Genomic DNA, 27,000 nt, shown 5'->3' with positions numbered 1-27,000 from the left:
CGGTGGCCTGGCGGCCTTCTCGCAGCTGGACGTACACCACGGGCACCTCGCCCGCATGGGCATCCGGCCGGCCCACGGCGGCGGCCAGTGCCACGGCGGGGTGTGTGTGCATCGCCTCTTCAATCAACTTGGGGTCGATGTTGTGGCCGCCGCGGATGATGAGCTCCTTCTTGCGGCCGGTCAGCCAGAAGTAGCCATCGGCATCTTGCCGGCCCAGGTCGCCGGTGTTGAGCCAGCGCTCGATCACGCCGCGCTGGTTGGGCCGGTCGATCCACAGGCCCTTGTTGTGATCGGCATGCAGATAGCCTTGGAAGAGGTTGGGCCCCCGTATGACCAGCACCCCCACTTCGTTGCAATCGGCATCGCGCAGCCATCGCCCCTCGTCGTCCAGCACAAAGGCCGCCATGTCCTGCCATGGCAGGCGCAAGCCAATCGAGCCCAGTCTTGCCTCACCGTGAGGTGGGTTGAGGCTGGACACGCAACCGCCTTCGGTCAGGCCGTAGCCCTCCAGAATCTTGACGCCGGTTTCCTTCTGGAAGCGGTGAAACAGTTCCACTGGCATCGGTGCCGCGCCGCACACGCCGTACTTCAGCTCGCTCAGATCCTGCCCTTTGGGCGGATGCTGCAGCAAGGCCGAGTACACCGTGGGCACGCCCGAGAAGAACAGGAAGCGGTGGTGGGCGGCGATCTCCCAGAAGCGAGGGATGAGCCCTGGCGCCCGGTAGCCTTGCGGTGTACCCAGCACCACATGCGCACCCACTGACCAGGGTGTCAGGCCGGTGCCGATCTGCGCATTGACGTGGAACAGGGGCAAGCCACAGAACACGGCGCGGCCTGCACCTTGAATCTCCGAACCGAAGGTGGCGGCCAGTTCAAGCGCGTTGGCCACCTCGGTTCGGTGCGTGCGCACGGCGATCTTGGGCAGACCGGTGGTGCCACCCGTGCAGAAGTACGAAGCCCTGTCGTCCAGCGATGGGGGGGCAAAGCTGAGGGCCTGTGATGAGGCTGCATCAACCAGCGGCAGCAGCGCTTGCACCTTGGCCTGAGCCACCTTGCCCGGCGTCTTCAGGCGCGCCACCCAACGCAGCAGCGGCGCCAGGGGGTGGCGCAGGTAGGTCAGGGGGCTGACGGTGAGCACGTGCCGCAAGCTCGGCACCTTGGCGGCGGCCTGCGAAGCCTTCTCCCAGATGTCGGCGCCTGGCGTGGGGGCCAGGGTGACCAGCACCGTGGGACGCGCGGCGTTCATGAGCTCCGTCATCAAGGCCGGCTCCAGCAGCGGGTTGATGGCAAAGACGATGCCCGCCGCCTCGCCGCCCCAGATCGTCCAGTGTGTTTCCGGCAGATTGGGCAGGATGAAGGCGACCACGTCGTGGCGGTTCACGCCAAGCTGGCGCAAGGCGTTGGCCGTCTGGGTGATGCGCGCCATCCACTCGCGGTGTGTCCAGACCACCGGGGTGGTGTGATCTTCCGTGCGCAGAAAGAAACTCAGTGCCGGCGCATCCGCTTGCAACTGTGCACCGCGTTGCAGCAGCTCATAGGTGTTGCGCACCTGCCCGATGGGGTCGGGCTCGCAGGCCTCGATGGCGTGAACATCGTCCAGTTGGCGAACGCCCGCAGGCGCGCCGGGCTGAACAGGTCGCAGTGAGGCGACTGAAGGCATGGGTGTCTCCGATACAGGTGTGTGACAGGAATGCACGCACGCGCCGGGGCCCACCCAGGCGTGCGATCAGGCGAGCGTGGCGTTCGGCCGTGTCCGGGCCAGAAGTGCCTGCTCAGGGAACTCGACGTGGGTGATGGGGCTGCTCACGAGCTTGCGGGCTTGCGCCTTGGTCATGCCCAGGCCGAGCAGCAGGTGGTAGGTGACTTCTTCAGGGTAGTTGGCAGGCAGGGATGTGGACACGGGGGCAGGCAGGGTCATGGCCGCGATGGCTGCATGCGCGGTGCCCAGTACGAGCACCAGGCCGACCTGGATCGATGCGAGGTTGAAGCGGCCACTGTCCATGGCGGCCTGGATGTCTCGCGGCAGATAGGCCATGGCCAGGCTGTTCTGGGCAGCCATGGCCAGGCCGGAACGCGCCACGAACTGCGCCAGCAGGGGGTGGGCGCGCATGGTGTGCAGCGCCATCCGCACACCCGTGGCCAGCCGTTCGGCCGGGTCCTTGCACTGGATCACCACGACCTCGACCAGGGCCAGCAACTCGTTGCCCAACTCCTTGACGACCGCGGCCAGCAACTCTTCGTTGGTGCGGAAGTAGTTGTAGAAGGTGCCGCGCGACACCTCCGCCATGGCGATCACGTCTTCGATCACGGCCGCGTCCGCGCCCTTGTGCGCGAACACATGCAGCGCGCTTTCGATCAGACGCATGCGCATGCGCTCACGCTTTTCTGCGGCAACTCGGGTGCGGTGATCCAGGGTATTCATGGGGGTCAAGGCATGTGGAAATGGCAGAAATGTCTCACGAGCTTGTGGTTCAGTTCACGCCATCCCGCAAATTGACGTTGATGTCATAATGACAATTGTGTCATTATTGCTGAACAGCGCAGGGTGCGCAAGCCCTGATGTGTGTTCAACCTGTGGATGCCATGACCTCACCAACCGTTCTACGCACGGCACCGGAGTATCCGGAGAACCAGCGGCCCGACTTCGTGCAGCGGCTCAATCGACCGACGCCTTTGATGAAGGCGCGCGAGCTCGCCTTCCTGATGTTCGAGAAGCGCGATCTCGCCCGCGCCGAGCGCTTCTGGGTGGACTTCGGCCTGATCACCGTGTCGCGCACGGCAGACAGGCTGGTCATGCGCGCAGCAGGTTCGTCGCCCGCCGTGCTGGTGGCCACCCGTGCTGCGCGCTCGCGTTATGTGGGCGCTGCTTTCGTGGCACCCGAGGGCTTTGACATGGCGAGCCTGGCCAGGCAGATGGGCGGCCAGGCCGTGCCGCCTGAGGCGATACCTGGGGGCGGGCGCGCCATCAGCCTGCGCGATCCGGATGGCCACCTGGTGTGGCTCATCCAGGGCTGGTCACGGGTGGACCCTTTGCCCGTGCGCGAGCCGCTCACCACCCAGATCAACACCTTGACGCAGACCCCGCGCGTCAACGCCACGATTCGCCCCCCCATCGAACCAGCGCGCATCGGGCGCCTGGGCCATGTGGTGATGCAGACCACCGACTTCCACCTCATGGTCGACTGGTACATGCGCGTGCTGGGCATCATCCCCACGGATGTGCAGTATCTGCCTGATGGCGCGCCCCTGCTGACCTTCTTCCGTCTGGACCTGGGGGCGACCCCGGCCGATCACCATACCGTGGTCATTGCGGGTGGGCTGGAGCCCAAGTACGAACACAGTGCCTGGGAGGTTGAAGACCTCGACGCACTGGGCCAGGGACAGCAGGTGCTCAAGGCCAATGGCCATCGGCACATGTGGGGCATTGGCCGCCACGTGCTGGGCAGCCAACTGTTCGACTATTGGTACGACCCGGATGGCTTCGAGTTCGAGCACTACACCGATGGCGACGTCTTCACCGCTGATCACGAGACGCGCTACGTGCCTTTTGCCCCCGGCAGCATCTGGGCCTGGGGCGAGGACGTGCCCGCCACCATGCTCCCCAGGAAGGGGCCGGGCATCGTCTGGAAGCTGTTCAAGCTCTGGCGATCAGGTCGGCTCGATCTGGGGCGCCTGCTTCAGGCCGGCAAGGCGCTGGACATCCCGGCGCGGCCCTGGCTCTGAGCGCCATCGTCTCTCTCTCTCCATCCCCACCTTTCTCAACCTCGGAGCAGCATCCCCATGGCCACTTCCGTCATCCGTTTCCAGCTCAAGGCTGGCGCCACCTCCATCCCCACCGGCGCCTCGCCACAGTGGGGTGTTCTGTTTGACCGCCGCATTGCCGTGTTGCCCGTGCAGGCCACCACCACCGGTGAGTTCGTCCGTCAGGGACTGGCTCAGGCGCGTGCCGCCACACGTGCGCAAGCCACCTTGAGCCTGGACGACGTGAAGTTGCTGTCACCAGTGACCACAAACCAGCAGTTTGTCTGCCAGGGTGTGAACTACGAAAGCCATGTGCGCGAATCCGGCCTGGATCCGAAGAACTTCCCCTTCAACACCATTTTCACCAAGGCCTCGTCGTGCATCACGGGCCCGACGGACGACGTGATCCGGCCGCGCCACGTGCACCTGCTGGATTACGAAGTCGAGCTGGGCCTGGTGCTGTCGGAGGACCTCACTCAGGCGCGCGAGGTGCGTGCCGATCGCCTGCACGAAGTGATCGCCGGCCTGACCATCGTCAACGATGTATCGGCGCGCGACGTGCAGTTGCCCCAAGGCCAGTTCTACAAAGGCAAGAGCTACCGCACGTTCGGGCCGGTGGGCCCCACCTTGTTGCTGCTGGAGCCTCACGAGTGGGCGCTGTGGCCCAGCCTGCGCATGAAGCTCACTGTCAACGGCGGTGAACGCCAGAACGATCTGTGCGGTTCGATGCTGTTCAAGCCGCACCAGACCTTGACCGAGCTGTCGGCCATGCAAGACCTGCACGCCGGTGACCTGATTGCCACGGGCACACCAGCGGGGTGTGCCGCACGCTCGCCAGGCAAGCTGCCCATGTTCATGGCGCGGCACTTCATCTCGGACGCCACGAAGTGGAAGTTCTTCGTGCGCAAGGGCATGAAGGACCCGCTGTTCCTGCAACCCAATGACGTGATGGAGCTCAGCATCCGCACGGACGATGGCCGTCTGGATCTGGGCGTGCAGCGCAACAAGGTGGTGTCGGCATGAGTGCCACGATGGCCTTGATGTGTCGGGTGGCCGACGCATCCGCTTCACGTGTCCTGCGTTGGTTGCCGGTCGACCCGCTTGCCTTGAAGCCCGACGAGGTCCGGGTGCAGGTGCAGGTGGCTTCGGTCAACCCGATCGATGTCAAACGCGCCAGTGGGTATGGCCAACGGGTGCTGTCGCTCATGGGCGCGGGTGGGCGTGATCTGATCCTGGGCAATGACTTTGCGGGCGTGGTCACGGAAGTGGGGAGCGATGTGTTGCACGTGTCGCCGGGCGAGCGCGTCTGGGGGCTCGTGCCCACGGGGCCGCAAGGTGCGCACCGCAGCGAGGTGTGCGTGTCGTCGCGATGGGTGCGGCCTCTGCCTGCCAGCACGCTCATGGTGTCAGCTGCGGTGGTGCCTTACACCTTCACGACGCTCTGGCGTGCGCTGAGGGCGGTGGGCTTGAACGAGCAGAACGCCGCCGGGCGCCATGTGCTGATCAATGGTGGCGGTGGCGCCTTGGGGCAACTGGCGATTCAGTTGCTGTCTCGATGGGGCGCATCCGTGACGGCCGTCTGCGGTGGCGCCTCAGCGGCGCGTTGCCTGGCGCTTGGTGCAACACGCGTGGTCAATCGACACGCCACGCCGCTGGCCGATCTGCCTTCGAACTGTGACGTCACCCTGAACTTCGGCGCCTGGACCGATGAGGCCGACGTGATCGGCCGGCTTCATCGCACGGCCTTGGGTCACGCCACCACGGTGCACCCCTTGCTCGGCGAGATCGATACGCGTGGATGGGTGTCCGGCGGGTTGGCCTGCTGGCGTGCCTGGCGCGCCATGCGTGCTCGCCTGCGTGCGGTCGCACCAAAGGCGCGTTATGCCTGGACGGTCTTCAAGCCGGATGAAGACGCCATGAAGGCGATTCAGGCCAGTTTGCTCTTTCGGCCTTTGCTGCTGGAGGTCGCGCACCGCGCCTCGTTCGAGCAGGCCGAGAGCGCTTTTGCACACGTGGGTCAAGGCCTGCCCACACGGGCGGTGCTGATGGCCCAGCTTTGAACTTCGCACAAGGACACGACATGAACTTGCCAGATCAGACCGATGTATTGCTGGTGGGCCTGGGCCCGGTAGGCGCAGCCCTGGCCAACCTGCTGGGCCAGTATGGCGTGAGCGTGCTGGCCATCGACAAGGCCACCGAGATCTTCAGGGCCCCTCGGGCCATTGCGCTCGACAACGAAGCGCTGCGTGTGCTGCAGATGTGCGGCCTGCACGATGGGGACATCGACACCATTGCGATCCCGGAGGTACGCATGCATTCTCCGCACTTCGGTTTCTACAGCCGGGCCAATACAGCCGGTGCCGTCGATGGCCACCCCAAGCTGGTGACCTTCTATCAGCCTCAGCTCGAAGAGGTCTTGAGAACACGCCTGAAGGCATACGAGCACGTGCAGGTGGCGCTGGGTGCGAGCCTGTCGGGCTTCGAGCAGGATGCATCGGGCGTGCGCGCCCAAATCAAGGATGCTGGCGGCGTGCAGCATGAGGTGCGCGCCAGCTACATCGTCGGCGCCGACGGGGCCAACTCCCTGGTGCGAAGCCTGCTGGGCCTGGATTTCAAGGGCAAGACCTATGCAGAAGACTGGCTGGTGGTGGACGCCAGGCGACTGCCTCAAGCCATTGACCACGTCGAGTTCATCTGCGATCCGCGGCGACCCACACCCCACATGGTGGCGCCTGGCGATCGACAGCGCTGGGAGTTCAAGCTGCAGCCTGGTGAGACCCGGGAAGAGATGGAGCGGCCTGAAACCGTCCGGCGCTTGCTGGCGCCATGGGCGCAAGGTCAGGAGATCGACATCGAACGTGTTGCGGTCTACCGCTTCCATGCGCGCGTGGCCGACACCTTCCAGGTCGAGCGCGCCTTCCTGGTGGGCGATGCAGCGCACATCACGCCGCCTTTCGTGGGCCAGGGCCTGGTGGCGGGGCTGCGGGACGTGGCCAATCTGGGCTGGAAGCTCGCCTGGGTGATTCAAGGCCGCGCGCAGCCGGCCTTGCTGCAAACCTACAGCCGTGAGCGGCAACCACATGCCCGAGAGATGATCCAGCTGGCGCAGTGGATGGGGCGCCTGGTCATGCCGGGCAATGCCGTGCAGGCCTGGCTGACGCACGGCCTGATGAAGACCATGTCTGCCATCCCTCGGCTGCGGAACCTGTTTGAAAACCTGGAGATCAAGCCCGCGAACCGCTTCAAGACGGGCTGCTTCACGCCGGGCAAGACCTGTGCGGGTTTGATTCGTGGCGGTCAACTGCCACAGGGCTGGGTGCGCTCACTCACAGACCGCGAGCACATCCTCAGCGACGATGCGCTTGGCCAAGGGCTGATGCTGGTGGGCTTTGGCGTGGACCCCGCCGCCAGCCTGCCCCAGGCCGTGCGCCAGAAGTGGCGTCAGGCTGGTGGGCAATTCATGCGGATCGCGCCGCGAGGGCAACCAGCCCATCAGGCGAGCGTACCGACCTGGGAAGACCTCGACAACTCGTTTGGCTCACACAAGGTGCCAAGTGGCTGGGTGGCGGTCGTGCGGCCTGATCGGGTGATCATGGCCGATGGCCCCTTGGCAAGTGCCATGCAGCTTGCACAGCAGAGCCTGGCCATGTTGCATACGGCATGAAGGGCAGAGGCGTGACCGACACGTCCGATGGGCTGCCCGAACGGCGCGGTTACGTTCCCTAACGAACAGACGTCAGCATGGGGATGCGGGAGCATGGTGCTCGTCGTCGGCATTTATCGCAATGTCATTGCAGATGCCACGCGATCAACCGAAAGCACCCCATGACATTTGAACGTCAACTCAGTACCCTTGCGATCATCCTGGCCGGCGCCACGGGGCTGGCCCATGCGACGCCGCTCCCCACGGAGATCCCTACGGCCAATGTCGATATCGTGCCAGGCTTCTTTGGTGGAACCTTGCTTGATACGGCCATCACCAACATCAGCAATGCCAGCTACAACGGCATTGCGCGCGCCGCGGTCTATGACACAGGCACCGGCCTTGACTTCTACTATCAGTTCAGCAATGACGCCAGCTCTGTCAATGGCCTTGAGCGCTTTAGCGCCTACAACTTCAGCAGCGTGGGCAGTACCACCGTATTGGATGTCTACCAGACGGCGGCGCCATTTGGTGTCTTCGTCACGGGTACCGAGCCTTCGGATTATGCGGACCGCACGGCATTCGGTGTGGTGGGGCTCAGCTTTGTGCCCAATGGCGCCTCGAAGATCAACCCTGGCACGACGAGCTATACCCAGATCATCCGCACCAATGCGCGGGCCTACACCGGCGGCAACTTTGGTCTGCTCGATGGCATTGGTGACAACGCGCGCGGGTTCTCTACCACCGCTGTGCCTGAGCCCTCGACCAGTGCGCTGATGTTGACGGGGCTGGCGGCTTGCGTGTTCTTCATCCGTCGCGGGCGCAAGACCGGTCACTGATCTGATCCCTTCGTGCCGCCGGAGGACCTGGTTTCTCGGGCGGCGCCGCGATGGTCGCTCGCCATCGCATCAACAGACGGCCGTGGCGGTGGTGCTCGCGGTCAGATCCATCAGGATGTCGGCATACCACGCCACATTGAGCCCCAGAGACTCGTCGATCTGCCGGTTGCGCGTGCCGACATCGACCCGAGATGAATGCACGCCCAGCAGCTTCCATGGCAAGTAAGCGCAGGCCTTGTCATCGGCGCTCGCGCGGATCACGACGGGTGAGCCGCTGGTGCCACTGTGCATCCTGGCATCGGTCAGGAACATGCCCTGACCCTGAAAGCGCAAGCCAAATGAAGAGGCGATCACCGCCTGTCTGACTACCGGCAGGTGATGAAGCGCGTCATGAAAGCCAAGCGGGAACCCGACGATCAGCAGCGCTTGTCCCACTTCGATGTCGCTCAGCGACTGTTGCAGGTGCGCTGGTGTGAAGGCGCAAAAATGGGCTGCAGGCATGTGCCCCTGGTCCACTTCTATCACGGCCACATCGACATCGTCGTTCGGGTGGAGGCCCTGCCTCCAGACGCGTTCACCCTGGCTATACAGCAGGATGGACAGCCCGGTGGTCTGCGTGGCGTTGTTCTGGTTGGTGTGCAGGGTGATCTCAATCCGATCGGGGAAGTGCCCGGCGGCGGCATCGAACAACACATGGCGGCTGGTCACCAGATACAGGCGTCCGGCTCTCGAGAAGAAGAAAGCGCTGGCCTGAGTCATCGGCCTGTGGCCCTTGAACGTCAGGATTCGGGTGGTCGTGAGGAGCAGGGGTTCGATCATGGCCGTGCAGTGGATCGGTTGAGGTCAGATCTCGCCACGGCTATTGGCCTTGATGTTCACGTTGATGCAAGGGTTGGCTGCGCCCTTTGGCCTTGACGACATGGTCTCTGACGCGCCGTCGATCCAATGGCAAAGGTGCTGCACTGCCCTGGGTCGTCGTGCTGGATTCGTCTGCGTTCGACTGGGCCCAGTTTTCCGTCGTTTTGTCCACAACCCGCTTCAGGTTGTCTCTGATTCGATCGGCAGCCATGTGAGTCTCCACAATCTGATGATGTCCTGGTCTGGCAGAGCGCAAGGCGTTGCGCCCATGTCAGGTCACGATCAAATATAGAAAATCCCGGCGCAAAGATCGGTGCGGTAGCGCACGGCCATCTACCGTTGGCACCTTCGTGTCAATTGTCGGGATTGTCGATGCCTGAGGGGCGGCAACCCGACAACTTCACGAACGGTCAGAGCCGCTTGAGACCCTCTTCGTAGCTGATGACTTCGTAGGTCTGCTCATACTTGAGCGCGCCGTCGGTCAAGGCGTCCAGCTTTTCTGCCGTACTCATCTTCTTCATTCTGGTCTTGTCGAGATACAGGCAGTCGATCAGTTCGTTGTAAACCGAGGTGTCGTCAATCGGCAGGATATAGAACGATGCACCATGGAACTCGATCTGATAGCGCGATGCGCGTTCGAGATCGGATACGTAGATGAAGTATTTGCCGCCCACCTTGATGGTGCCACCAAGGGCCTCGATCAGCGCAGGCAGGTGCTTGTAGGTCGTGAGTGCGCCAGCGATAAAGCACAAGGCGGCCTCTCCGTTGTCTGATGCGGCAAAGGCCTGTTCCAGCATGACGGGTGGTTCTGTGGTCAGCGCCAGTTCGCCGCGAAAGCCGAAGCGGCCCGGCACGGAGGTCGGCCCTGTGTGGGCGGGCTTCAGCAGGCGCCCTTCAGTCTCAAGGCGTTGAAAGGCCGGCGATTCGATGAGTGTGGTCATGGCGTGTCCATGCCATCCGTCGTCACGCTTGCACGCGTGAACGGATGACGCTTTCGTGGAGGGGGAGTGGGGGAAGGCGAGCAGAAAGTGGTCGCCAGGCACAGTGGGTTGACGCGTCAATCGACGCGCACTTCGCTGTGCTCATGCATATATCAGGCCCGCAGTGCGGCCGACAGGTCGGCAACCAGCGCCCGCAGCTCTTCGTGCAGCCGCAAGGCGGTGGCTTGGTGCGTCGTAGACGGTGGCATGGCTTCGCTCAGTTCCAGCTCGAAGCTGTGCAGGCGATCGGCCAAAGCCAGTGCGCCAACCGTCGAAGCCGCGCCACGCAGCGAGTGGCACGCCTGGCGCCAGGACGCCGTCGAGCCATCTCCTGGTACATGCAGGAAGGTCGGCTCCCCTTGTGCATAGACCTGTACGAAGTTGTGCATCACGCGCGCGAGCAAGGGCCAGCTGCCACCCACGTTGAGCAGCGCTGCGTCAAGGTCCAACCCCTTGATGCGCCCCAGGCTTTCGGCCAGGCGCTGGTCGTCGCTCAGGCCTGGTTGAGTGGTATGGTCGGCTGGATCCGTGGGCTCCGATTCCCGCTGACGCAAGGGCAGCCAGCGCAACAAGGTTGCGTAGAGTGCGCGCGGGTCCACTGGCTTGCTCACGTGGTCATTCATGCCGGCATCCAGGCAACTGCGGCGATCTTCCACAAACGCATTGGCGGTCATGGCCACGATGGGCAGCTGCTCGCCCAGGCGCGCGCGTATCTCGCGTGTGGCGCTCAGGCCGTCCATCACCGGCATCTGTACATCCATCAATACCAGATCGTAGGTGCGCGACAGCACCAGCTCGATGGCCGTGGCGCCATCTGATGCTGTTTCGACCACCAGGCCCGCCTTGGTGAGCAACTCGCAGGCCACTTCCTGGTTGATGGGGTTGTCTTCGGCCAGCAGGATGCGCTGGCCTGCATAGCGGTTCTGGAGCCTGGCCTGCGCGTCGCCGGGATCAGGCAACGAGGTGTGCTGTCTGGTGGCTTGTTGCCGCAACACACGTGCGAGCGCATCCTGTAACGCCGATGCCGTGATGGGCTTGACCAGTACCGTGTCGCAACGGATCATGCGCGCCTGCTGCCGCATCTCCGGCTCGTCAAACGCGGTCACCAGGATGCTGGGTGGCATGCCGGCACCCAGTTGTGCCGACAGCCGACGCAGTGTGTCGATGCCATCCATGGGCTCCATGCGCCAGTCGATGAGCATGACGTCATAGGGACGGCCTGCGGCCATCTCGGCGTCCACCTTGTTCAGCGCCGCCTGGCCACTTTCCAGTGTGTCAACCTTCATGCCCAGCATCTGCAGCCGGTCATCCAGTGCCTTGCGCGCTTCGGCGAGGTCGTCCACCAGCAAGGCCCGAAGCCCATCCAGTGCAATGGGCGCCGCCATTTCGCTGGCACTCTGAACCCGCCCCAGTCTTGCCGTGAACCAGAAGGTGCTACCTGCGCCGGGCGTGCTGTGCAGGCCGATCTCCCCACCCATCATCTCCGCCAGACGTTTGGTCAGCGCCAGGCCCAGTCCGGTGCCACCGTGTCGTCGGGTCAGGGAGGCGTCAGCCTGTTCGAAGGCCTGGAACAGGCTGGCCTGCCGATCAAGGGCGATGCCTTCGCCAGTGTCCTGCACCTCGAAGCGCACATGCAGTTGCTTGCCTTCACGCGCCAGCAACTCGCCACGCAAGCGAACCCAGCCCTTGGTGGTGAATTTCACGGCATTGCCCAGCAGGTTGATCAGGGACTGCGCCAGGCGTGTCGGGTCACCGCGCATTCGTCCGGGCAAGTGATCGGTGTCCACGATCAACTCCAGGCCTTTGTCATGGGCTGGCACGCGCACGAGTTCGAACACCCGGGTGAGCAGATCGTCCAGCGAGAACTCGATGTCCTCCAGCTCCATCTTGCCCGCCTCGATCTTGGACAGATCCAGAATGTCGTTGATCACGTGCAACAGGTGTTTCGCGGCCTGATCGATCTTGTCGAGGCGTTCGCGAAGCAAGGCATCGCGGGTGTCGCGTGCCATCAGGTAGGTCAGCCCGATGATGGCGTTCATGGGCGTGCGGATCTCGTGGCTCATGTTGGCCAGGAAGGAACTCTTGGCCAGGTTGGCTGCTTCGGCTTGCTCTGCGCGTGTGGCCAGTTCCTCGTTCAGTGCCGACAGGCGCAGCTCGGCCTGTCGGAGCGCGGTGACATCGGAGACCACAACGTTGAAGCCGCGCACCTCGCCGTTGACCACATCGGGGATGAAGCTGGCCAGCACGTGGCCCTGGCCGCCATCCGCCTTGGTCAGTGTCTGCACCGCGTCCTGACGTTGCCCCATCAGTACTTTCCGGATGCGGGCCTCTTCCATTGCCCACAGGTCCGGCCCCAGTACGTCACGCAGGTGCTTGCCCAGCATGTCTTGGGGCTGCTGCCCGAACCAGGTCAGGTGGGCGGCATTGGCAAAGCGGCAGCTCAGGTTCGCATCCCAATAGGCAATCATGCCGGGCATGCTGTCGGTCACCGTGCGAATGAAGCGCTCTTGTTCGGCCAGGCTGGCGTTGGCGCTTTCCAGCTGCCGGGTGCGCGTGGCCACGTGCGATTCCAGATCCACGTTGAGTTCGGCCAGATGGGCCTGTGCACGTGCCTGATCCTGTCTGGCCTGCTCGATGCGCTGCATCATGTCAGCGAGGCTGTTGGCCAGCATGCCGATGTCGTCATGCGAGCTCGATGCCAGTGCCAGCCAGTCGGCCTGTTCCCTGGATCCTTCGGCTTGCCCTGGGGCGTCGGCGAAAGCTGTTGCGGCCTTGCGGAGTGCTTGCAGGCGTTGCGCCTGCTGGCGGATCCAGCGACCCAGCACGAACCAGCCCAGCAGGATGTAGCTGGTGCCGCACACGGCCAAGGCCAGCAGCCAGTGGCCGGGCGACAACGGCGCTTCGAATTGCCGGTTGATCTGCAATTGAGGCGCGTTGGGCAGGGAGTCCCATGGCAAGAGTTGCTGCGCTTGCAGGATCTCGCTGGACGTTCGGGCCTGCGAAGCCACGGGGGACGAGTTGGCCGTCACCGCATTCTGGTGGCGAAGGAGCAGCGATGTGCTGGGATAGGTCAGGCGTCCCAGCAGGGCATTGTCGAGTGGCACGTAAACCAGCATGCGTGCGGGCTCGTTCCGGTAACGAACAGGTCCTTCGATGACCCGATAGATCGTGCGGTCGAGTTCGCTGTAGGCCCATCCCAGTGCACCGATCGCCTGTGTGCCATCGGCTGACATGGGCCTGGCGTCGGGCATGTCTTGTGACCGGGAGCCAAAACGGAAGAGGGTGTGGCCTCGCAGATCCTGTATGGCGAGATGCGTGAAGTCGCTTTGATCCAGCAGGGTGATGAGCAGGGTTCGCATGCGTGCGTCATGCACATCACGAGAGGCCGGTTGCGCGCCCGATTGCCACAAATCCAGCTGCTGGGCCAAGGCATAGGCATTGTTGCGCCAGCCTTGATCCAGTTCAGCCAACCTGGCGGAAAAGTGCGCTCTGGAATCGCTCAGCTGCTGCGTGCGCTCTCGTTCAATGCCTGCCCGAGCCACGAAGGCAAAGCCTGCGGCCACCACCACGAAGATCAGCAGCAGGATGGCCAGTAGCCTGAAGGTCAGCGCTGCGCCCGATCGATACGATGTCGCGTCTGCCTGGCTCCGCTCCATCACGGCTTGCGTCCAGCCCAGCGGGCATCGATCATGTTGTTGAAACGATAGCCTGTGGCCTGTGGCGACGCACCAGCGCTTTCACGGAAGAACGCATCGGTCTGTTGAATCTGAGCGTCAGAGAACTTGCCATCCTCACTGAACTGGTTCGGGTATTGTTTGAGCATGGCCAGAAAGGCAGATGCCTCGGCACCACTCAGCCCCAGTACGCTCACGATCTCCTGGGCCGTGTGCGTCTTGCGCCAGGCCAGTGTGCGTTGGATCACCTTGACCATGCGTTGCACTGCTTGAGCTTGTGCGTCCACCAGGCTGCGTTGCGTGATGAGCGTGCCGCGCAGGAAGCCTTCGCCTGGCAAAGGCTCGCGGCTGTCAGACGTGCCCAGGCGAACCAGGGGATAGGCCAGGCCTTCCTGCTCCATGCGCAAGCCGAAGGGCTCTTCGGACACGACGGCGTCCACCACCTGGCTACGCAGCGCGCTGGACTGGGTGTCCCATGACTGGCCGGCCGCCACCTGCTTCACGCTGTCTGCTGCGACACCATGTTGGCGTAGCAGCAGGTTCAGGAATTGCTGACCATTGGTGGTGGTGCTCAGGGAGTTGCTGTGGATGCCTACCACGCGGCCCCGCAGATCTGCCACGCGCTTGACCTGTCCCGCCAGCCCGTTTCGCACCATGAGGGACAAGGGCGCGCGGTTCTCGACCGCCGACAAGGCCACCAGACGCGGTTCACGCAGGTTTTCGTTCATGGCGGCCGTGGCGCCGAACACGCCAAAATGGGCGTTGCCACTCAGCACCTCGCGGATGGCGATGCCGCCTCCACCGACGAACTTCAGGCGCAGTGACACGCCTTCGGCCCGGTCTGCGCCAATCTTGACGGCCAGCTCCGGGATGGTGGACACGGAACTGCCAGGGCCAGGGGTGGCGAGCACGAGGTCCATGAGCTCTTGGACCTGGGCATTTGCGGCGCGCGGGAAAGCGGACAGGGAGGCCAGTCCGGCACCGGCCAGCAAGACAGTGCGACGGCGTAGCCAGAGCATGTGTGGGGTATCCCTGTGATGGCTTTGTGGGTTTGCGGGGCAGTTTGCCATGAAGCCAGAATCAGCGTCAACCGAGCCTGCCCAGGCAAGGCTTTTGGCCGGCAGGTAGACTGTTTCGCAGCTTTTGGTGCCTGGAGACCCATGCATGACAGACCCCTCCGCTTACACGCCGCCCGCCATCTGGACCTGGCAGAAGGAAAACGGCGGCCAGTTCGCCAACATCAACCGGCCCGTTGCCGGCCCCACGCATGACAAGACCTTGCCGGTTGGCAAGCACCCCTTGCAGTTGTATTCATTGGCCACGCCCAATGGTGTCAAGGTCACGGTGATGCTGGAAGAGTTGCTGGCGCTGGGGCATGCCGGTGCCGAGTACGACGCCTGGCTGATTCCGATCAAGGAGGGCGCCCAATTCGGCAGCGGCTTCGTTGACGTGAATCCGAACTCCAAGATCCCGGCCTTGATGGACCGCAGCGGCCCGGAGCCCATTCGTGTTTTCGAATCCGGCGCGATCTTGCTGTACCTGGCCGAGAAGTTCGGTGCCTTGTTGCCGACCACCATGCCCCAGCGTGCCGAGTGCCTGTCGTGGTTGTTCTGGCAGATGGGCAGTGCGCCCTTCCTGGGAGGCGGCTTCGGCCACTTTTACGCGTATGCGCCCATCAAGATCGAATACGCGATTGACCGCTACGCGATGGAAGTCAAGCGTCAGCTGGACGTGCTCAATCGCCGCCTGGCCGAGAGTCCCTACCTCGCGGGCGAGGACTACACCATCGCCGACATCGCCGTGTGGCCCTGGTATGGCGCCCTGGTCAAAGGTCAGATCTATGGCGCGGGCGAGTTCCTGCAGGTGCAGGACTACACCCACGTGGTGGCCTGGGCAGACAAGATTGCGCAACGCCCGGCCGCCAGACGTGGGCGCATGGTCAACCGCAACTGGGGTGACCCTTCCAGCCAGCTGCCTGAGCGCCATGACGCCGGCGATTTCGACAAGGTGCCAGCCCGATGATCACCCTCTACGATTGTGCGACCGCGCCAAGCCCTCGCCGAGCCCGCATCCTGCTGGCCGAGAAGGGTATCACCCATGACACCGTGCAGGTGGACTTGCGCACCGGCGAGCAGCTCAGTGAGGCTTTCCGTCAGGTGAACCCGCAGTGCACCGTGCCGGCCTTGCGTACCGAAGAGGGCCTCGTGTTGACGGACAACGCCGCCATCACCGCCTATGTGGAAGCCCGCTACCCTCAGCCTGCCTTGCTGGGTGACACACCCGAAGAGAAGGCCGAGATCGCCAGCTGGAACTGGCGCATGGAGTTCGAAGGCCTGCTGGCCATTGCAGAGGCCTTGCGCAACAGCACGCCCGCCATGGCCAACCGGGCCTTGCCCGGGCCCGTGAACTACCCGCAGATCCCGGAACTGGCGCAACGTGGGCAGGCCCGTGTGCAGCAGTTCTTCATTGACCTCAACGAGCGGCTGGCGGGGCGCGAGTTCATCGCCGCCGGGCGCTTCAGCGTGGCTGACATCACGGCCGTGGTGGCCGTTGACTTTGCACGCGTGGTGAAGGTCAAGCCCGGCGAGCAACACCCCCACCTGCAGCGGTGGCGGGCGGCCATGGCCTTGCGGCCATCCATGTCGCTGTAGGACTCAACGCTTGATGCGCGAGATCTTGGTGCCTTCGATGCTCACGCTCACCATCAGGCCTTGCTGGTCGAAGATGAAGGCATAGGCATCGTCCTTCAGGGTCGACGAGGACAAGTTCTTGGCGATGCCTTCGTTGACCACGACCACGGTCGGGCCCACACCGATCTCCCAGCCCTTGGATTCCTCCAGGTAGCGTACGGCCTTGTCACTGACGAGGAAGACCACGTACCCGTAGGATTCGGCGCCCAATTGCCAACCCCAGGAAGCCGACACCGAGTTGTAGTACTCCGTGACGCCGTTGTTCTTGTTCAGGGTGCCTTCACCATAGCTGCCACCAAATACCAGGCCTGCCTTGATGATCTTGGGGAACACCAGCACGGCCTTGGCTTTCTTGGACAGCTCCGCGGCCAAAGGGCTGGTCTTGTAGAGCGATTGCAGGGCCTGGGCTGCATCCTTGTTGAGGTCTTCTGCCGAAGCCGCCACGGCCGCGCCGTTGAATGCCGTCAGCGCGAAGGCCGCAGCGGTGATGCCGATCATCTGGACCATGGATCGGCGATGAATCGCCTTGTCGTTGCATGAAGTTGAGGTGGGCTGATGCAGCATCGTTGTTCTCCAGAAAAGAGTTGAGTCATTGACGGCCCCTGTCATCGACGCCGCCTTGCCGGATGGCAAGTGCGCGGTGTCGATCGGGCACCTGTATGCAGACTAGGCATATCGCCCCTTGATCACAGTTCGTTAGCGCACAGACATGGGCGTAGCGCGAGCCCAACCTGAACCACTTTGCATATAAGGAGTGGTTCATGGAAACCCAAGACAACCCCCGCGTCCAGGCGCTGGTCGGCAAGTTTGGCCTGTTGGCGGCCGTCATGGTCACCGGGGTATGGGTGGCCGCCTGCGCCACCACGCCACCACCCACCGAGCAGTTGGCCGTTTCCACGGCGGCCCTTGCTCGCGCGGTCACGGCGGGAGCGGGCGAGGCAGCACCGATGGAGATGCGACTGGCGCGCGACAAGCTGGAAGGTGCGCGTATCGCGATGCAGGGCAAGGACTATGAGGTCGCCCGCAAGCTGGCACTGGAGGCCCAGGTGGACGCCCAACTGGCTGAAGCGAAGGCGCAATCCAGCCGAGCAGGCAAGGCCGCCGGCGTGGTTCAGGAGGACAGCCGCGTACTGCGCGAAGAGCTCGAACGCAAGAGCAAGTGAACCCGCATCAACAGGAGTAGACATGATCAACTTTCGAACACTCACGCTCACGGCCCTGACCTTGGCTGTGCTGGCCGGATGCAATACCCCGGCAGGGACCAATGTGGCCCTGGATCAGGCGCGCAGCGATTACAGCGTGGCAGAAGGCAGCCCCGCTGTGGCACAACTGGCTGCGGTAGAGCTCAAGCAGGCCAGCGACGCGCTGGAGCGCGCCAATGAGGCCGCGCGCAAGTCCGCTGACCCCAGCGAGATCAACCATCTGGCCTACATTGCCCGCCAAAGGGTGGCCATCGCAAGGGAGTTGGCCAATCAGCGAGGCTCGGATGCCGAACTGTCTCAGGCCCGCTCCAGGCGGGATCAGATCCGCTTGCGCGCCCGCACGGACGAAGCCGACATGGCACAGAAGCAGGCCGAGGCTGCTCAGCAGCAGGCCAGCGCCGCCACATTGCAGGCAGCCACATCGCTTCAGCTCAGCCAGGATGCGCAGGCACGCAACCGCGAACTGGAGGCACAGCTGAAGGACCTGAACGCGAGGCAGACAGCGCGTGGCCTGGTGATCACCATCGGCGATGTGCTGTTTGATACGGATGCCGCCAGCCTCAAGGCCCGCGGTGTGCGGGACCTCGAGAAGTTGTCCAACTTTCTGGCGCAGCATCCGGACCGCAGGCTGTTGATAGAGGGCTTCACCGACAGCACCGGCACCACCGAACACAACCAGCTTTTGTCCCGCAGGCGCGCTGATGCGGTGATGGCCGTGCTGGTGCAGTCGGGTGTGGCGCGTACGCGTATCGATACGCATGCCTACGGGGAAGCCTATCCCGTATCGGGCAATGGTGACGCGCAAGGCCGCAGTCTGAATCGCCGCGTCGAGATCGTCCTGTCGGGTGAAGATGGGCGCATTGCCCCTCGTTGAGTTGCGAGATGTCCACCGTGCCGATCAGTGCGGGGACATCGGCAAGGGCACCACGTAAACGGCGTGTGCGGGTGCTGCCCGCCAATCCAGCGCTTCACCGGCTTGCAACTGCAGGTGTTCGCCGTGAACGGATGCCGGCGCGCGGCTCAGGATGAAGTGCAGGGCGCGCCCCTCTCGTTGCAGGGTCAGCTCGGCTGTTTGCCAATGCGGTGGGAGGCAGGGCATGAAGCTGAGGGTGTTGGCTTTGATCTGCAGGCCGAAGATGGCCTCGATGGCCGCTCTGTGCAGCCAGGAAGCCGAGCCGGTGTACCAGCTCCATCCACCTCTGCCCGTATACGGAGGCTGGCTGTATACATCGCCGGCCATGACATAGGGTTCGATCCCGTAAGCCGGGCCATGAGTTGGATGAGCGGCTCTGTGCGCGGGGCTCAGATAGGTGAAATAGCGGTACACCTTGTCCGCCAACTCGCCTGTGGTATCGAGCTGGGGATGCTGCCTGATCAGTTCCGCCAATGCCATCAGCGCCCACACGCCCGCATGAGAATACTGGCCGCCGTTTTCTCGCACACCTGGCGGATAGGCCTGGATATACCCTGCACTGGGCCTGGCATGTACCAGCGGCGGTGCCAGCAGCTTGATGAGGCCGGCTTCGTGGTCGACCAGATGCGTGTCCACCGATGCCATGGCCACGTATTGCAGCTCTGGCAGTGCCGCACCTGACAGGACAGCCCAGGCCTGTGCGATCAGGTCAATGCGGGCTTCTTCGTTCAAGTGTGAACCCAGCGCCTGCCCATCGTCGAAGTAGGCCCGCTTGAACCACCGGCCATCCCAGGCCGTGTCGTTGAGCGCGCCCTTCCAGCCCTGCGCACTGCTGGCCCAGCGCCGCGCACGTTCGGTGTCACCGCGTGCTTGTGCCAGTGGGATGAAGTCTGAGACCACGCTGCACAGCAGCCATCCCAGCCATACGGATTCACCTTTGCCCTCGTGCCCGACGCGGTTCATGCCGTCGTTCCAGTCGCCGGTGCCCATCAGGGGCAAACCATGTTGCCCCAGTGCCAGGCTGTGATCGATGGCCCGCGCAGCGTGTTCGTAAACCGAGGCGCGCTGGGTGCTGATGCCAGGTGTGTAGTAGGCGTCTTCGGCACCTTCCGGTATGGCCGCGCCGTTCAGGAAGGGGACGTCCTCAGACAGCAGGCTGGCGTCGCCCGTGGTGCGCAGGTAATGCGCACAGGCATAGGGGAGCCAGAGCAGGTCATCGGAAAAGTGGGTCCGCACGCCGGCGCCACCTGGCGCATGCCACCAGTGCTGCACGTCACCCTCCACGAACTGGCGTGAGGCGCACAGCGTGATCTGGTTGCGCAAGCGATCCGGTGCAGCCCACGACAGCGCCATGGCGTCTTGCAACTGATCGCGAAAGCCCGTGGCACCGCCGGCCTGATACAAGCCCGACTTGGCCCACAGCCTGCACGAAACGGTCTGATACAGCAGCCAGCGATTGACCATCACGTCGAACAAGGGGTCCGGCGTCTTCACGGTGGTGGCGTTCAGCAGCGTGTTCCAGCGCGCCTGCGATTGCAGCAGACGGCTGCGGGCCGACGAGGCTGTGGCGGTGTTGGCGAGCTGTACGGCTTCATGCAGTGACGACGCGTAGCCGATCAGGAAGGTACGCGAGACGGTTGCGCCTGGTGCCAGCGTGAAATGGCTGGACAGTGCAGCGCAGGGATCCAGCCCCTTGCCGCTGCGTCGGCCGAAGTAGGCCGGCAACACAAGGCGCCCGGAGGTGTCAAAGCATTCACGTCGGTCGCAGGTCCAATCGTCGGCTTCGCCTTCGGGTGTGAGCAGGGCCAGGAAGGCCGTGCCTTGGCCAAAGCCAGTCTGGCGTTCCTGTTGTGTCGCCATCAGGGCGGTGAGTTTCTCGCCAGCATTCATCTGGCGATGTGGCGAGGTGTGAACCGAACTCCGGTCCGCGCGGCCGGCACCCATCTGCCATTCGACCAGGCCGATCAGCCTCAAGGCGCGTGCCTCCCGTCCTTGGTTGACGAGCGTGATGTGAACTTGTTTGACCGATGCGGTCTCGTCCACACACCAGACAACATCAATGGCCAACCCGTCGTGTTCGTGCTGGATGCGGCTGTAGCCTTGTCCGTGGGTAACCCGGTATGCGGCGGGGGCTCCCCAGGCAGAAGGCGAGAGGCTCCTTGCCTCCATCGTTGCGCAGTCCTGCAGCAGCCACGACTCCGAGGGTGGATCGCCAACGGGGTCGTTCGCCCACGGTGTGATCTGCATGGAGCGGCTGTTGCGCGCCCAGGTATAGCCGCCGCCTGCTTCCGAGACGTGCGTGCCGAAGTCCGGATTGGCGATGACATTGATCCAGGGGCGTGTTGGTCGCAGGCGCATGCTGACGTCGAACTCGAATTCACCGCTGCTGCCTGCGAAGTGCCCTGTGGATGGCGTGACGCGAAGGGGCGTGCCTGTCGTGACCGGGATCGTGGTGATGGCCACGTCGGTGCGGTCGGCCTGAGCTTGTTCGTGTTCAGTGGTCCATTCCAGCACATGGTGCTGAAGCGGTCTGCCATCGGCTTGCAGACGCAGGCGAGCCAGGCTTTCCAGGGTCTGCCGCTCGTCGGCGGAGAGTTCATCGGCGTGCAGCACGTGGTAGCCGTTGCGGGGCTGGCTCGAGGTGGCGGGCGCCGTGCCCATCTCATTGAGATAACGATCCCGTTGTGCCGTGAGTTCATGGTGCAACGGCATGAAGTAGGAGTTGGCCTCGCCGTTGACAATGACCAGATCGCAGGCCACACCTGCCCAGGACCATATGCGCAGGCCTTGTGCCAGGGCACGTAACAGGCTCTGGCCCTGCATCACGCCGGCAGAAACCAGAATGATGGGGCGATCGCCCGCAATGCCCAGACGCCACAGGAGACTGCGGTCCTGCGCACCAGGTGCCTGTGCTCCAGCCTGAGGCGTTCGCAAGTGTGGTCTGGTGAGGTTCAGCAGCAAGGCGGTGCTCAGGCTTTGAATGGCCGCGAAGTTCTCCGGGGTGACCCGCAAGGCGCGCAAACGGATGCTGGTCAAGGTGGCAGACATCATGGAGGCCCGCTTGACGTGGCTGTGCTGGCGGTACTTGTCGATCACCGCATGCAGCGTGGCGTTGCTCTCCGAAGCGGCCGTCGCAAAGGTCAGCACGGCCTTGCCATGGGGGGGCAGGCGCAGCCTCACGCTCAAGGCGCAGATGGGATCAAGCCCGGTGTCGCACGTCCTGGTGTTCTCACCTTGCTGGTGCGGCTGCAAGGGCTCAAATGCGGCTGCAGCCTGGCTCACGTGGCGGTTTCTCCCTGACCAGGCCTGGCGGTCTGTCAGCGTGTTCACGCTCAGTACTTGCGGGTCGGATTCGGCCAGAAAATGGGCGGCCACCAGGGTCTGCTCGGTGGGCAGGCGAGGGCGCCGCTTGAAAAACAAAGCCTGTTGATCGACATGCCATCTCGCCTGCACAAAGAGATTGGCGAAAGCCGGGTGCGCTTCGTCTGCACGAGCCGCACTCAGGGCCACTTCGAACATGGACATCAATTCGATGTCGAGCACACCGTCACTGTGGCTGCGCAACTCGACCTGCCGAAACTCGATGTTGTCCTCCGGGCTCACCCATACCGTGGTGTGGACCTGCCATTGCGACCAACTGGCCTCGAAGCACACCCGGTCAGCGTGAAAGGTGCAGTGGTATTGGGCTTGTGGATCGGGGGCGGGGTGCTGCGTGAGTGACACGGGTGCCGAATCCGAAGCGCGTCGCAGGAACAGGAAGTTGCCATAGGCGTCGCGCAGGGCGTCGTCTCGTGATCTGGTGATGTCGACGACGCCCAGTCGGCTTGTTCCAGCCCCGTTGGCGCGCAGGCTCACATGGTAGTCACCGTTGGACAGCAACTGGGTGGGCTCGATCGCCCTCTCTCCGGGTGTGATGCTTCTGAGCATGCCGGGCTGCCGCTCCTGGAGCACTTGAGTGGCGGGGCCGTTGCGCGGCGCGTAGAGGTTGGAGATCTCGCGGGGCATGCGTTCGTGCAAAAGCGATGACACCGCTTCCATCTGCACATGGGCCATGCCCCAGCGTTGGGCCACGCCATCCAGCAAGACATTGGCCAAGGACACAATGGTCATGCCTTGATGGTGGGCCATGAAGGTATGGACCAAGGTACAGGTGCCGCCATCGGCTTGCTGGCCCGGGGAGTAGTCCAGCGCCTCGATGAAGCCGTATCTGGCTCTGGCCCCCAGTTCTTGCAGGGCCTTGAAATTCATCGTTGCACAACGTGGCATCAGCTGTGCGGCCAGCGCCGTGGCGTAGGGTGCGATCACCAGTTCATCGGGGGGCGTGCGCCTCAAGGCCAGTCGGGGTACGCCGTGTGGCGCGTACTGATACGCCAATGTGTGGTCTCGGCCCGCGTGAGCAGACTCGGAGATCCCCCAGGGGATGCCTTGCCTGCTGGTGAAGGCCATCTGCTCCTGAAGGGCCGTGTGGCAGGCACTGCGCAGCACGCTGCCGTAAGGCTGGTCCATCACCAGGCCGGGCATCAGGTACTCGAACATCGAGCCAGACCAGGAGCGCAGGCCGATGTCCGTGCCCAGCGCGTAATACGGTCGGCCCAGTGCAGACCAATGGCTCACGGGCGCATCGCCCTTGGCGATGGCGAGCAGGCCTGTCAGGCTGGCCTCCGACGCCAGCAGGTCATAAAAGCCAGCATCGAGCTGCTGCTCGGCGACGCGCAAGCCAAGGTGAAAGAGGTGCCTTCTGGGGTGGTAGAGCAGTTTGAAGTCCGCCTCCAGGGCCAGTTGCTCGAAGGCATCGGCCAGTGCCAGCAGGCGCGTGCGGCTCGGCGGGCGCTCCGAAGTCTTTGCATTTTCAGTCAGCCGGGCTTGCGTGTCCTTGCCAGCGCTGCGGGTGGTGTTGCGGTGATCGGCCAGGAGCCAGGTGAGCTCGTCGCGCATGCGTTGTGAGAGTTGGGCTCTGGCAGCCAGAAACGGTGCCAGCCTGGCGGTCGATGCCTTGACCGCCTGTTGTGACGCCGCCTTGTCATAGGGCGCGTCGGCGAGCTCCCTGCAGGACTGAGCCACAGCAAGCAGATGCCCGCACAGGTTGCCGCTGTCCACGGTGGACAGATACATCGGCAGCAAGGGGGCCAGCGTCTGAGTGTCGTACCAGTTCAGGAAGTGGCCATGGTGGCGAGCCAGCGCGTGCATGGTGCGCAGCGTGGACTCCAACCTGGCAATCAAGTCTTCCGTGCCGATCCAGCCAAATCGGCGTGCGCAAGCCACACTCAGGAGATACAGACCGATATTGGTGGGCGAGGTGCGGTGTGCGATTTCATCGTGTGGCGCGGTCTGCAGGTTGTCGGGTGGGAGGTGGTTGTCTGCGTGGCCGACGCACCGCTCGAAGTAGCGCCAGGTATCGCGCGCAATCCCCTCCAGGTAGGCTGCCTCTTCGCCCGACAGGGCTGCTTCGCTGCGTTGAGGCCGGGGCCGGCTGACCCACCAGGTCGTCAAGGGTGCGCAGGCCCACATCAGGCACAGCGCGCCCGCCAGCGGCAAATGAGCGGGAAAGAACAGCGCCAGGCCTGTGAAGAGCAGCAGGGCAACGACGGGTTCTCGCCGGTGCTGTGCCAGCACATCGCGGCAACGGATGCGCGCACCGCTGGCCGCTGCGGCGGAGGTGGTCCACTGCAGCAGGTGCCGGTGGCTGATGGTCATGCGAAACAAGGCGCGCGCGATGGCATCCGCTGCCATCAAGGCATGCTGAGGCAGTTGCACCAGATGCCATGCGCCGCCGAGCAGCACGCGCAAGACGTCGATCCAGGCACGGTGGAGAAAATGCGGGACGGCCAGGTCATACCGGCTGGGCGACAGCCCTGCCAATGCGCCCATCATGGGCCCCGCCGATACCGCGAGGGTGATCAGGAGCAGCGCGGCCCATGGCGACACGATGAACCCGCACAGCGAAAGCACCAGCAGGCCCAGGCTGGCAGGTGCCAGCATCGAGCGCCGCAGGTTGTCGCACATCTTCCAGATGTTGATGGGGCGCAGGTGATAGCGCCAGGGCTGCAGCAGAAAGGGCAGCAACTGCCAGTCTCCGCGTGTCCAGCGGTGCAAGCGAGAGGCCGCCACATCGGCGTGAAAAGGCGACTCCTCGATCAGCGTGATGTCCGTGACCGAGGCGCAGCGGGCCATGGCGCCTTCGAGCAGATCGTGGCTCAGAACCTGCCCTTCAGGCAGGCGATCAGACAGCACGGCATGCATGGCCTGCACGTTCAGCAGTCCCTTGCCATTGAAGGAGCCTTCACCGAAGAGATCCTGGTAGACCTCGGAACTGGTCGTGCTGTACGTGTCGATGCCGCACTGGCCCGCGAACAGCCAGTGGTAGAGCGTGATGTTCCACTGCGAAGGCAGGGGCGGCACGGTGCGTGGTTGCAGGATGGCGTAGCCCTTCACCACCTGTTGCCCCGTGCTGTCCAGCACGGGCTGGTTGTGGGGGTGGGCGGCAATGCCGACCAGCTCGCGCAGCTTGCCGGGTGGCAGTTGCGTGTCGCTGTCCAGCGTGACGATGTAGCGCACGTCGCTGGCCATGCGGGAGCTCTCGCCCAGGTTCAGGAAGGCGGCGTTCGTTCCTTCCGCCAGCGCCGAGATCAACAGCGCGAGCTTGCCTCGCTTGCGCTCCCAACCGATCCAGCGCTGTTCGGATGGGCTGAACAGACGCTCGCGGTGCAGCACGATGAATCGGGCTGCATCGCCCGTCTCCGGCTGTTCCGAAAGGGGCCGAGGATGGCGCGCATTGAGTGCTGCCACGCCTTGGACCGCCAGATCGAGCAGGGCCTGGTCCGTCGCGCAGTGCACGGTGTCTGCGTCACCCCAGTCGGTGAGCAGGGCGAACTGGGCCTGACTTTCCGCGTTGGCGAGAAAATGCAGATGCAGCCGATGCACCAACGCCTTCACGGAAGCCTCGTCTGTCAGCAGGGCAGGTATGACGACCATCACCCGGTGAGCTGCAGGGATGCCAGCCGGCATCGCCAGTCTGGGTAGGTGCCGGGGGCGTGCCGATTCGCTGATGAGCCGGTTGAGGATGGCCACCACGGTTTCGGAAGATGGTACGGCCATCAAGGCGATGCCAAGCCAGGTGAGCCACTCAGGCGGCGGTGCGCCGGTGTGGGCAGCAGGCATCCGAACCCACAGATACAGGGCGAGTCCGATCGTGCCTGTCACCATCGCCCCCAGATAGGCCGGCAACGCCAGCCGACTTCGCGCCGCGTACCACCAGACCGCCATGCGCTCGTGCATGCCCAGCGCCTGAACCAGGGTTCGTCGCCCTTCACCCATCAACCAGTGGCTGGCTACCGAGGTAGAGGCCGCGCCCGGTATGTCCGGATGCATCAAGCCCAGGAGTGTGTGGGCAACGGCTACTTCGCTGCGCCCACTGCGCCGTGCCAGCTGCTCGATGGCGTGCAGGGTCTGGTCTCTTGTTTGCGCATGCTCAGCCTTGAAGACTGGCGAGCTCAACATCAGTTGCATCATGGCGCTGGTCTGGCTCACGATGTCGGTCCACTCCGCATCGGTGATGCTTCGCAGGGAAGTCACGGCGTTGCTGACGCTGAGGTTGTCGGCTGCCTGATCGGCGTTTTGCTGGGCTTGCGCGGCAGCGAGATCCGGCAAGGCGTTGCGCAGCCAGGCGTGATAGCGCGCGTGGTGTGCGCCGTCAGCCGGGGATCGACGATCCTGCAGGCGCTGTGCCATCTGCACCAGAAAGACCTGCCCCGCACCTCGCATCCGGATCAAGGTCAACAGCTCGTCGAGCGCATGCAGGGTGTAGGTCTCGATGCGATCGCAACAGAGGTTGGCGGCCTCTCGGGCTGCCTTGCTGGTGGCCACGCGTTCCGCGAGCCGCCGCAAGTTCTCGATCAGCACCACGCGCAGCGTGGTGGGCAGGGCCCACATTTCGCTGAGGTTGAGCTCCCGGGTTTCCTGGTAGGCAAGCAGAAACTGCGTCAGCAGATCTTCATCAAATGCACCATCGGTGTGGGCCACGAAAGCCCAGGCCACACCATAGACGCGCGGCAAGCCGGCCAGTGGCGCGTCCACCAACATGGGCAGTGACCTGAAGTAGCTGCGTGGCAAGCCCTCGTGTACTTCCTTGAGTTGGGCCTCGATCAGATGGAAGTTGTCGAGCAGCCACTCTGCAGCCGGGCTGATGTCATAGCCTGTGGCTGCTTGCTCGCCGATGTAGCGCTGCGCTTCTCTCAAGGTCTGTATGTTGTCATGCAGACGGGGAAAGAAGTTGGCAGCGCGAGAGCTGGCCAGTGCCGCTCGGTGTGTCTGCCCCAGGCTGCGTCCGTGTTGGGCAAAGCGCACAGGGCCGAATATCTCGGATCTGATGGGAGGCTCGACCGGCCCTCGCTTGCCGTCCAGCACGTGGCACAAGACTTCGGGTGCCTGGGGTATCAGTTGTCGAAGGGCAGATGGCGTCAT

17 protein-coding genes are annotated in these 27,000 nt (G+C 63.9%); 9 read left to right on the top strand and 8 right to left on the bottom strand.

The features are described 5' to 3' along the window. The coding region (locus tag VFW93_RS13200) for an acyl-CoA synthetase (protein WP_329694452.1) at positions 1–1,660 on the bottom strand (1,660 nt) is incomplete at its 3' end. 66 nt (positions 1,661–1,726) lie between these two features. Further along, on the bottom strand, positions 1,727–2,422 hold the full coding sequence (locus VFW93_RS13195) for a helix-turn-helix domain-containing protein (protein ID WP_329694451.1): 696 nt from the start codon (positions 2,420–2,422) through the stop codon (positions 1,727–1,729). Between the two features lie 161 nt (positions 2,423–2,583). Between VFW93_RS13195 and VFW93_RS13190 the strand changes: the two genes are divergently transcribed. The 5 genes from VFW93_RS13190 to VFW93_RS13170 all read left to right on the top strand — a co-directional run bounded on the left by VFW93_RS13190 (position 2,584) and on the right by VFW93_RS13170 (position 8,223). Then, positions 2,584–3,723 (top strand): VOC family protein, encoded by a 1,140-nt coding sequence (locus tag VFW93_RS13190; protein WP_329694450.1) that lies wholly within the window; start codon positions 2,584–2,586, stop codon positions 3,721–3,723. Positions 3,724–3,780: 57 nt separating this feature from the next. Further along, positions 3,781–4,764: a fumarylacetoacetate hydrolase family protein gene (locus VFW93_RS13185; RefSeq protein ID WP_329694449.1), complete on the top strand. Its 984-nt coding sequence runs from the start codon at positions 3,781–3,783 to the stop codon at positions 4,762–4,764. Then, positions 4,761–5,801: an alcohol dehydrogenase catalytic domain-containing protein gene (locus VFW93_RS13180; RefSeq protein ID WP_329694448.1), complete on the top strand. Its 1,041-nt coding sequence runs from the start codon at positions 4,761–4,763 to the stop codon at positions 5,799–5,801. The genes VFW93_RS13185 and VFW93_RS13180 overlap by 4 nt, the downstream gene beginning before the upstream one ends. A 20-nt stretch (positions 5,802–5,821) precedes the next feature. Further along, positions 5,822–7,405 (top strand): bifunctional 3-(3-hydroxy-phenyl)propionate/3-hydroxycinnamic acid hydroxylase, encoded by a 1,584-nt coding sequence (locus tag VFW93_RS13175; RefSeq protein WP_329694447.1) that lies wholly within the window; start codon positions 5,822–5,824, stop codon positions 7,403–7,405. Positions 7,406–7,566: 161 nt separating this feature from the next. Beyond that, positions 7,567–8,223, top strand: coding sequence for a PEP-CTERM sorting domain-containing protein (locus VFW93_RS13170; RefSeq protein WP_329694446.1), 657 nt, complete (start codon positions 7,567–7,569; stop codon positions 8,221–8,223). Positions 8,224–8,292: 69 nt separating this feature from the next. Here VFW93_RS13170 and VFW93_RS13165 read toward each other — a convergent pair whose 3' ends face one another. The 4 genes from VFW93_RS13165 to VFW93_RS13150 all read right to left on the bottom strand — a co-directional run bounded on the left by VFW93_RS13165 (position 8,293) and on the right by VFW93_RS13150 (position 14,754). Next, positions 8,293–8,982 carry a serine protease gene (locus VFW93_RS13165; RefSeq protein ID WP_329694445.1) on the bottom strand — a complete coding sequence of 230 codons (690 nt, stop codon included), beginning with the start codon at positions 8,980–8,982 and terminating at the stop codon, positions 8,293–8,295. A gap of 509 nt (positions 8,983–9,491) precedes the next feature. Further along, a complete protein-coding gene (locus VFW93_RS13160) occupies positions 9,492–10,022 on the bottom strand; it encodes a hypothetical protein (RefSeq protein ID WP_329694444.1) in 531 nt (176 codons plus the stop codon). 152 nt (positions 10,023–10,174) lie between these two features. Then, positions 10,175–13,717, bottom strand: a complete 3,543-nt coding sequence (locus VFW93_RS13155) for a response regulator (RefSeq protein WP_329694453.1) — start codon at positions 13,715–13,717, stop codon at positions 10,175–10,177. Next, the gene (locus VFW93_RS13150; protein ID WP_329694443.1) at positions 13,717–14,754 is read right to left on the bottom strand and encodes an ABC transporter substrate-binding protein; all 1,038 of its coding nucleotides are present in this window, start codon (positions 14,752–14,754) and stop codon (positions 13,717–13,719) included. The genes VFW93_RS13155 and VFW93_RS13150 overlap by 1 nt, the downstream gene beginning before the upstream one ends. Before the next feature lie 145 nt (positions 14,755–14,899). Here VFW93_RS13150 and yghU point away from each other — a divergent pair, with 145 nt between their 5' ends. Both yghU and VFW93_RS13140 read left to right on the top strand, forming a co-directional pair. Further along, a complete protein-coding gene (yghU, locus tag VFW93_RS13145) occupies positions 14,900–15,757 on the top strand; it encodes a glutathione-dependent disulfide-bond oxidoreductase (protein ID WP_329694442.1) in 858 nt (285 codons plus the stop codon). Next, the gene (locus VFW93_RS13140) at positions 15,754–16,386 is read left to right on the top strand and encodes a glutathione S-transferase (RefSeq protein ID WP_329694441.1); all 633 of its coding nucleotides are present in this window, start codon (positions 15,754–15,756) and stop codon (positions 16,384–16,386) included. Before yghU ends, VFW93_RS13140 begins: the two co-directional genes overlap by 4 nt. A 3-nt stretch (positions 16,387–16,389) precedes the next feature. Here the strand turns inward: VFW93_RS13140 and VFW93_RS13135 are convergent, their stop codons facing one another. Continuing rightward, positions 16,390–16,932, bottom strand: a complete 543-nt coding sequence (locus VFW93_RS13135; RefSeq protein ID WP_329694440.1) for a lipid-binding SYLF domain-containing protein — start codon at positions 16,930–16,932, stop codon at positions 16,390–16,392. Positions 16,933–17,186: 254 nt separating this feature from the next. Between VFW93_RS13135 and VFW93_RS13130 the strand changes: the two genes are divergently transcribed. Both VFW93_RS13130 and VFW93_RS13125 read left to right on the top strand, forming a co-directional pair. Next, on the top strand, positions 17,187–17,588 hold the full coding sequence (locus tag VFW93_RS13130) for a DUF4398 domain-containing protein (RefSeq protein WP_329694439.1): 402 nt from the start codon (positions 17,187–17,189) through the stop codon (positions 17,586–17,588). A 22-nt stretch (positions 17,589–17,610) separates the two neighbouring features. Next, a complete protein-coding gene (locus VFW93_RS13125; protein WP_329694438.1) occupies positions 17,611–18,501 on the top strand; it encodes an OmpA family protein in 891 nt (296 codons plus the stop codon). 24 nt (positions 18,502–18,525) lie between these two features. Here the strand turns inward: VFW93_RS13125 and VFW93_RS13120 are convergent, their stop codons facing one another. Beyond that, positions 18,526–27,000 (bottom strand): GH36-type glycosyl hydrolase domain-containing protein, encoded by an 8,475-nt coding sequence (locus VFW93_RS13120; RefSeq protein ID WP_329694437.1) that lies wholly within the window; start codon positions 26,998–27,000, stop codon positions 18,526–18,528.

Origin of the sequence: Aquabacterium sp. (assembly GCF_036279675.1) — a bacterium.
Lineage (GTDB): Bacteria > Pseudomonadota > Gammaproteobacteria > Burkholderiales > Burkholderiaceae_C > Aquabacterium.
This window is presented reverse-complemented; position numbering and strand designations above follow the sequence as displayed.

What these genes read in the sequence shown, in the direction of transcription:
- VFW93_RS13165 (WP_329694445.1), bottom strand. Translation starts at nt 8,982, where the DNA reads ATGACTCAGGCCAGCGCTTTCTTCTTCTCGAGAGCCGGACGCCTGTAT.
- VFW93_RS13180 (WP_329694448.1), top strand. Translation starts at nt 4,761, where the DNA reads ATGAGTGCCACGATGGCCTTGATGTGTCGGGTGGCCGACGCATCCGCT.
- VFW93_RS13160 (WP_329694444.1), bottom strand. Translation starts at nt 10,022, where the DNA reads ATGACCACACTCATCGAATCGCCGGCCTTTCAACGCCTTGAGACTGAA.
- VFW93_RS13130 (WP_329694439.1), top strand. Translation starts at nt 17,187, where the DNA reads ATGGAAACCCAAGACAACCCCCGCGTCCAGGCGCTGGTCGGCAAGTTT.
- VFW93_RS13175 (WP_329694447.1), top strand. Translation starts at nt 5,822, where the DNA reads ATGAACTTGCCAGATCAGACCGATGTATTGCTGGTGGGCCTGGGCCCG.
- VFW93_RS13125 (WP_329694438.1), top strand. Translation starts at nt 17,611, where the DNA reads ATGATCAACTTTCGAACACTCACGCTCACGGCCCTGACCTTGGCTGTG.
- VFW93_RS13150 (WP_329694443.1), bottom strand. Translation starts at nt 14,754, where the DNA reads ATGCTCTGGCTACGCCGTCGCACTGTCTTGCTGGCCGGTGCCGGACTG.
- VFW93_RS13190 (WP_329694450.1), top strand. Translation starts at nt 2,584, where the DNA reads ATGACCTCACCAACCGTTCTACGCACGGCACCGGAGTATCCGGAGAAC.
- VFW93_RS13155 (WP_329694453.1), bottom strand. Translation starts at nt 13,717, where the DNA reads ATGGAGCGGAGCCAGGCAGACGCGACATCGTATCGATCGGGCGCAGCG.
- yghU (WP_329694442.1), top strand. Translation starts at nt 14,900, where the DNA reads ATGACAGACCCCTCCGCTTACACGCCGCCCGCCATCTGGACCTGGCAG.
- VFW93_RS13195 (WP_329694451.1), bottom strand. Translation starts at nt 2,422, where the DNA reads ATGAATACCCTGGATCACCGCACCCGAGTTGCCGCAGAAAAGCGTGAG.
- VFW93_RS13185 (WP_329694449.1), top strand. Translation starts at nt 3,781, where the DNA reads ATGGCCACTTCCGTCATCCGTTTCCAGCTCAAGGCTGGCGCCACCTCC.
- VFW93_RS13140 (WP_329694441.1), top strand. Translation starts at nt 15,754, where the DNA reads ATGATCACCCTCTACGATTGTGCGACCGCGCCAAGCCCTCGCCGAGCC.
- VFW93_RS13120 (WP_329694437.1), bottom strand. Translation starts at nt 27,000, where the DNA reads ATGACGCCATCTGCCCTTCGACAACTGATACCCCAGGCACCCGAAGTC.
- VFW93_RS13170 (WP_329694446.1), top strand. Translation starts at nt 7,567, where the DNA reads ATGACATTTGAACGTCAACTCAGTACCCTTGCGATCATCCTGGCCGGC.
- VFW93_RS13135 (WP_329694440.1), bottom strand. Translation starts at nt 16,932, where the DNA reads ATGGTCCAGATGATCGGCATCACCGCTGCGGCCTTCGCGCTGACGGCA.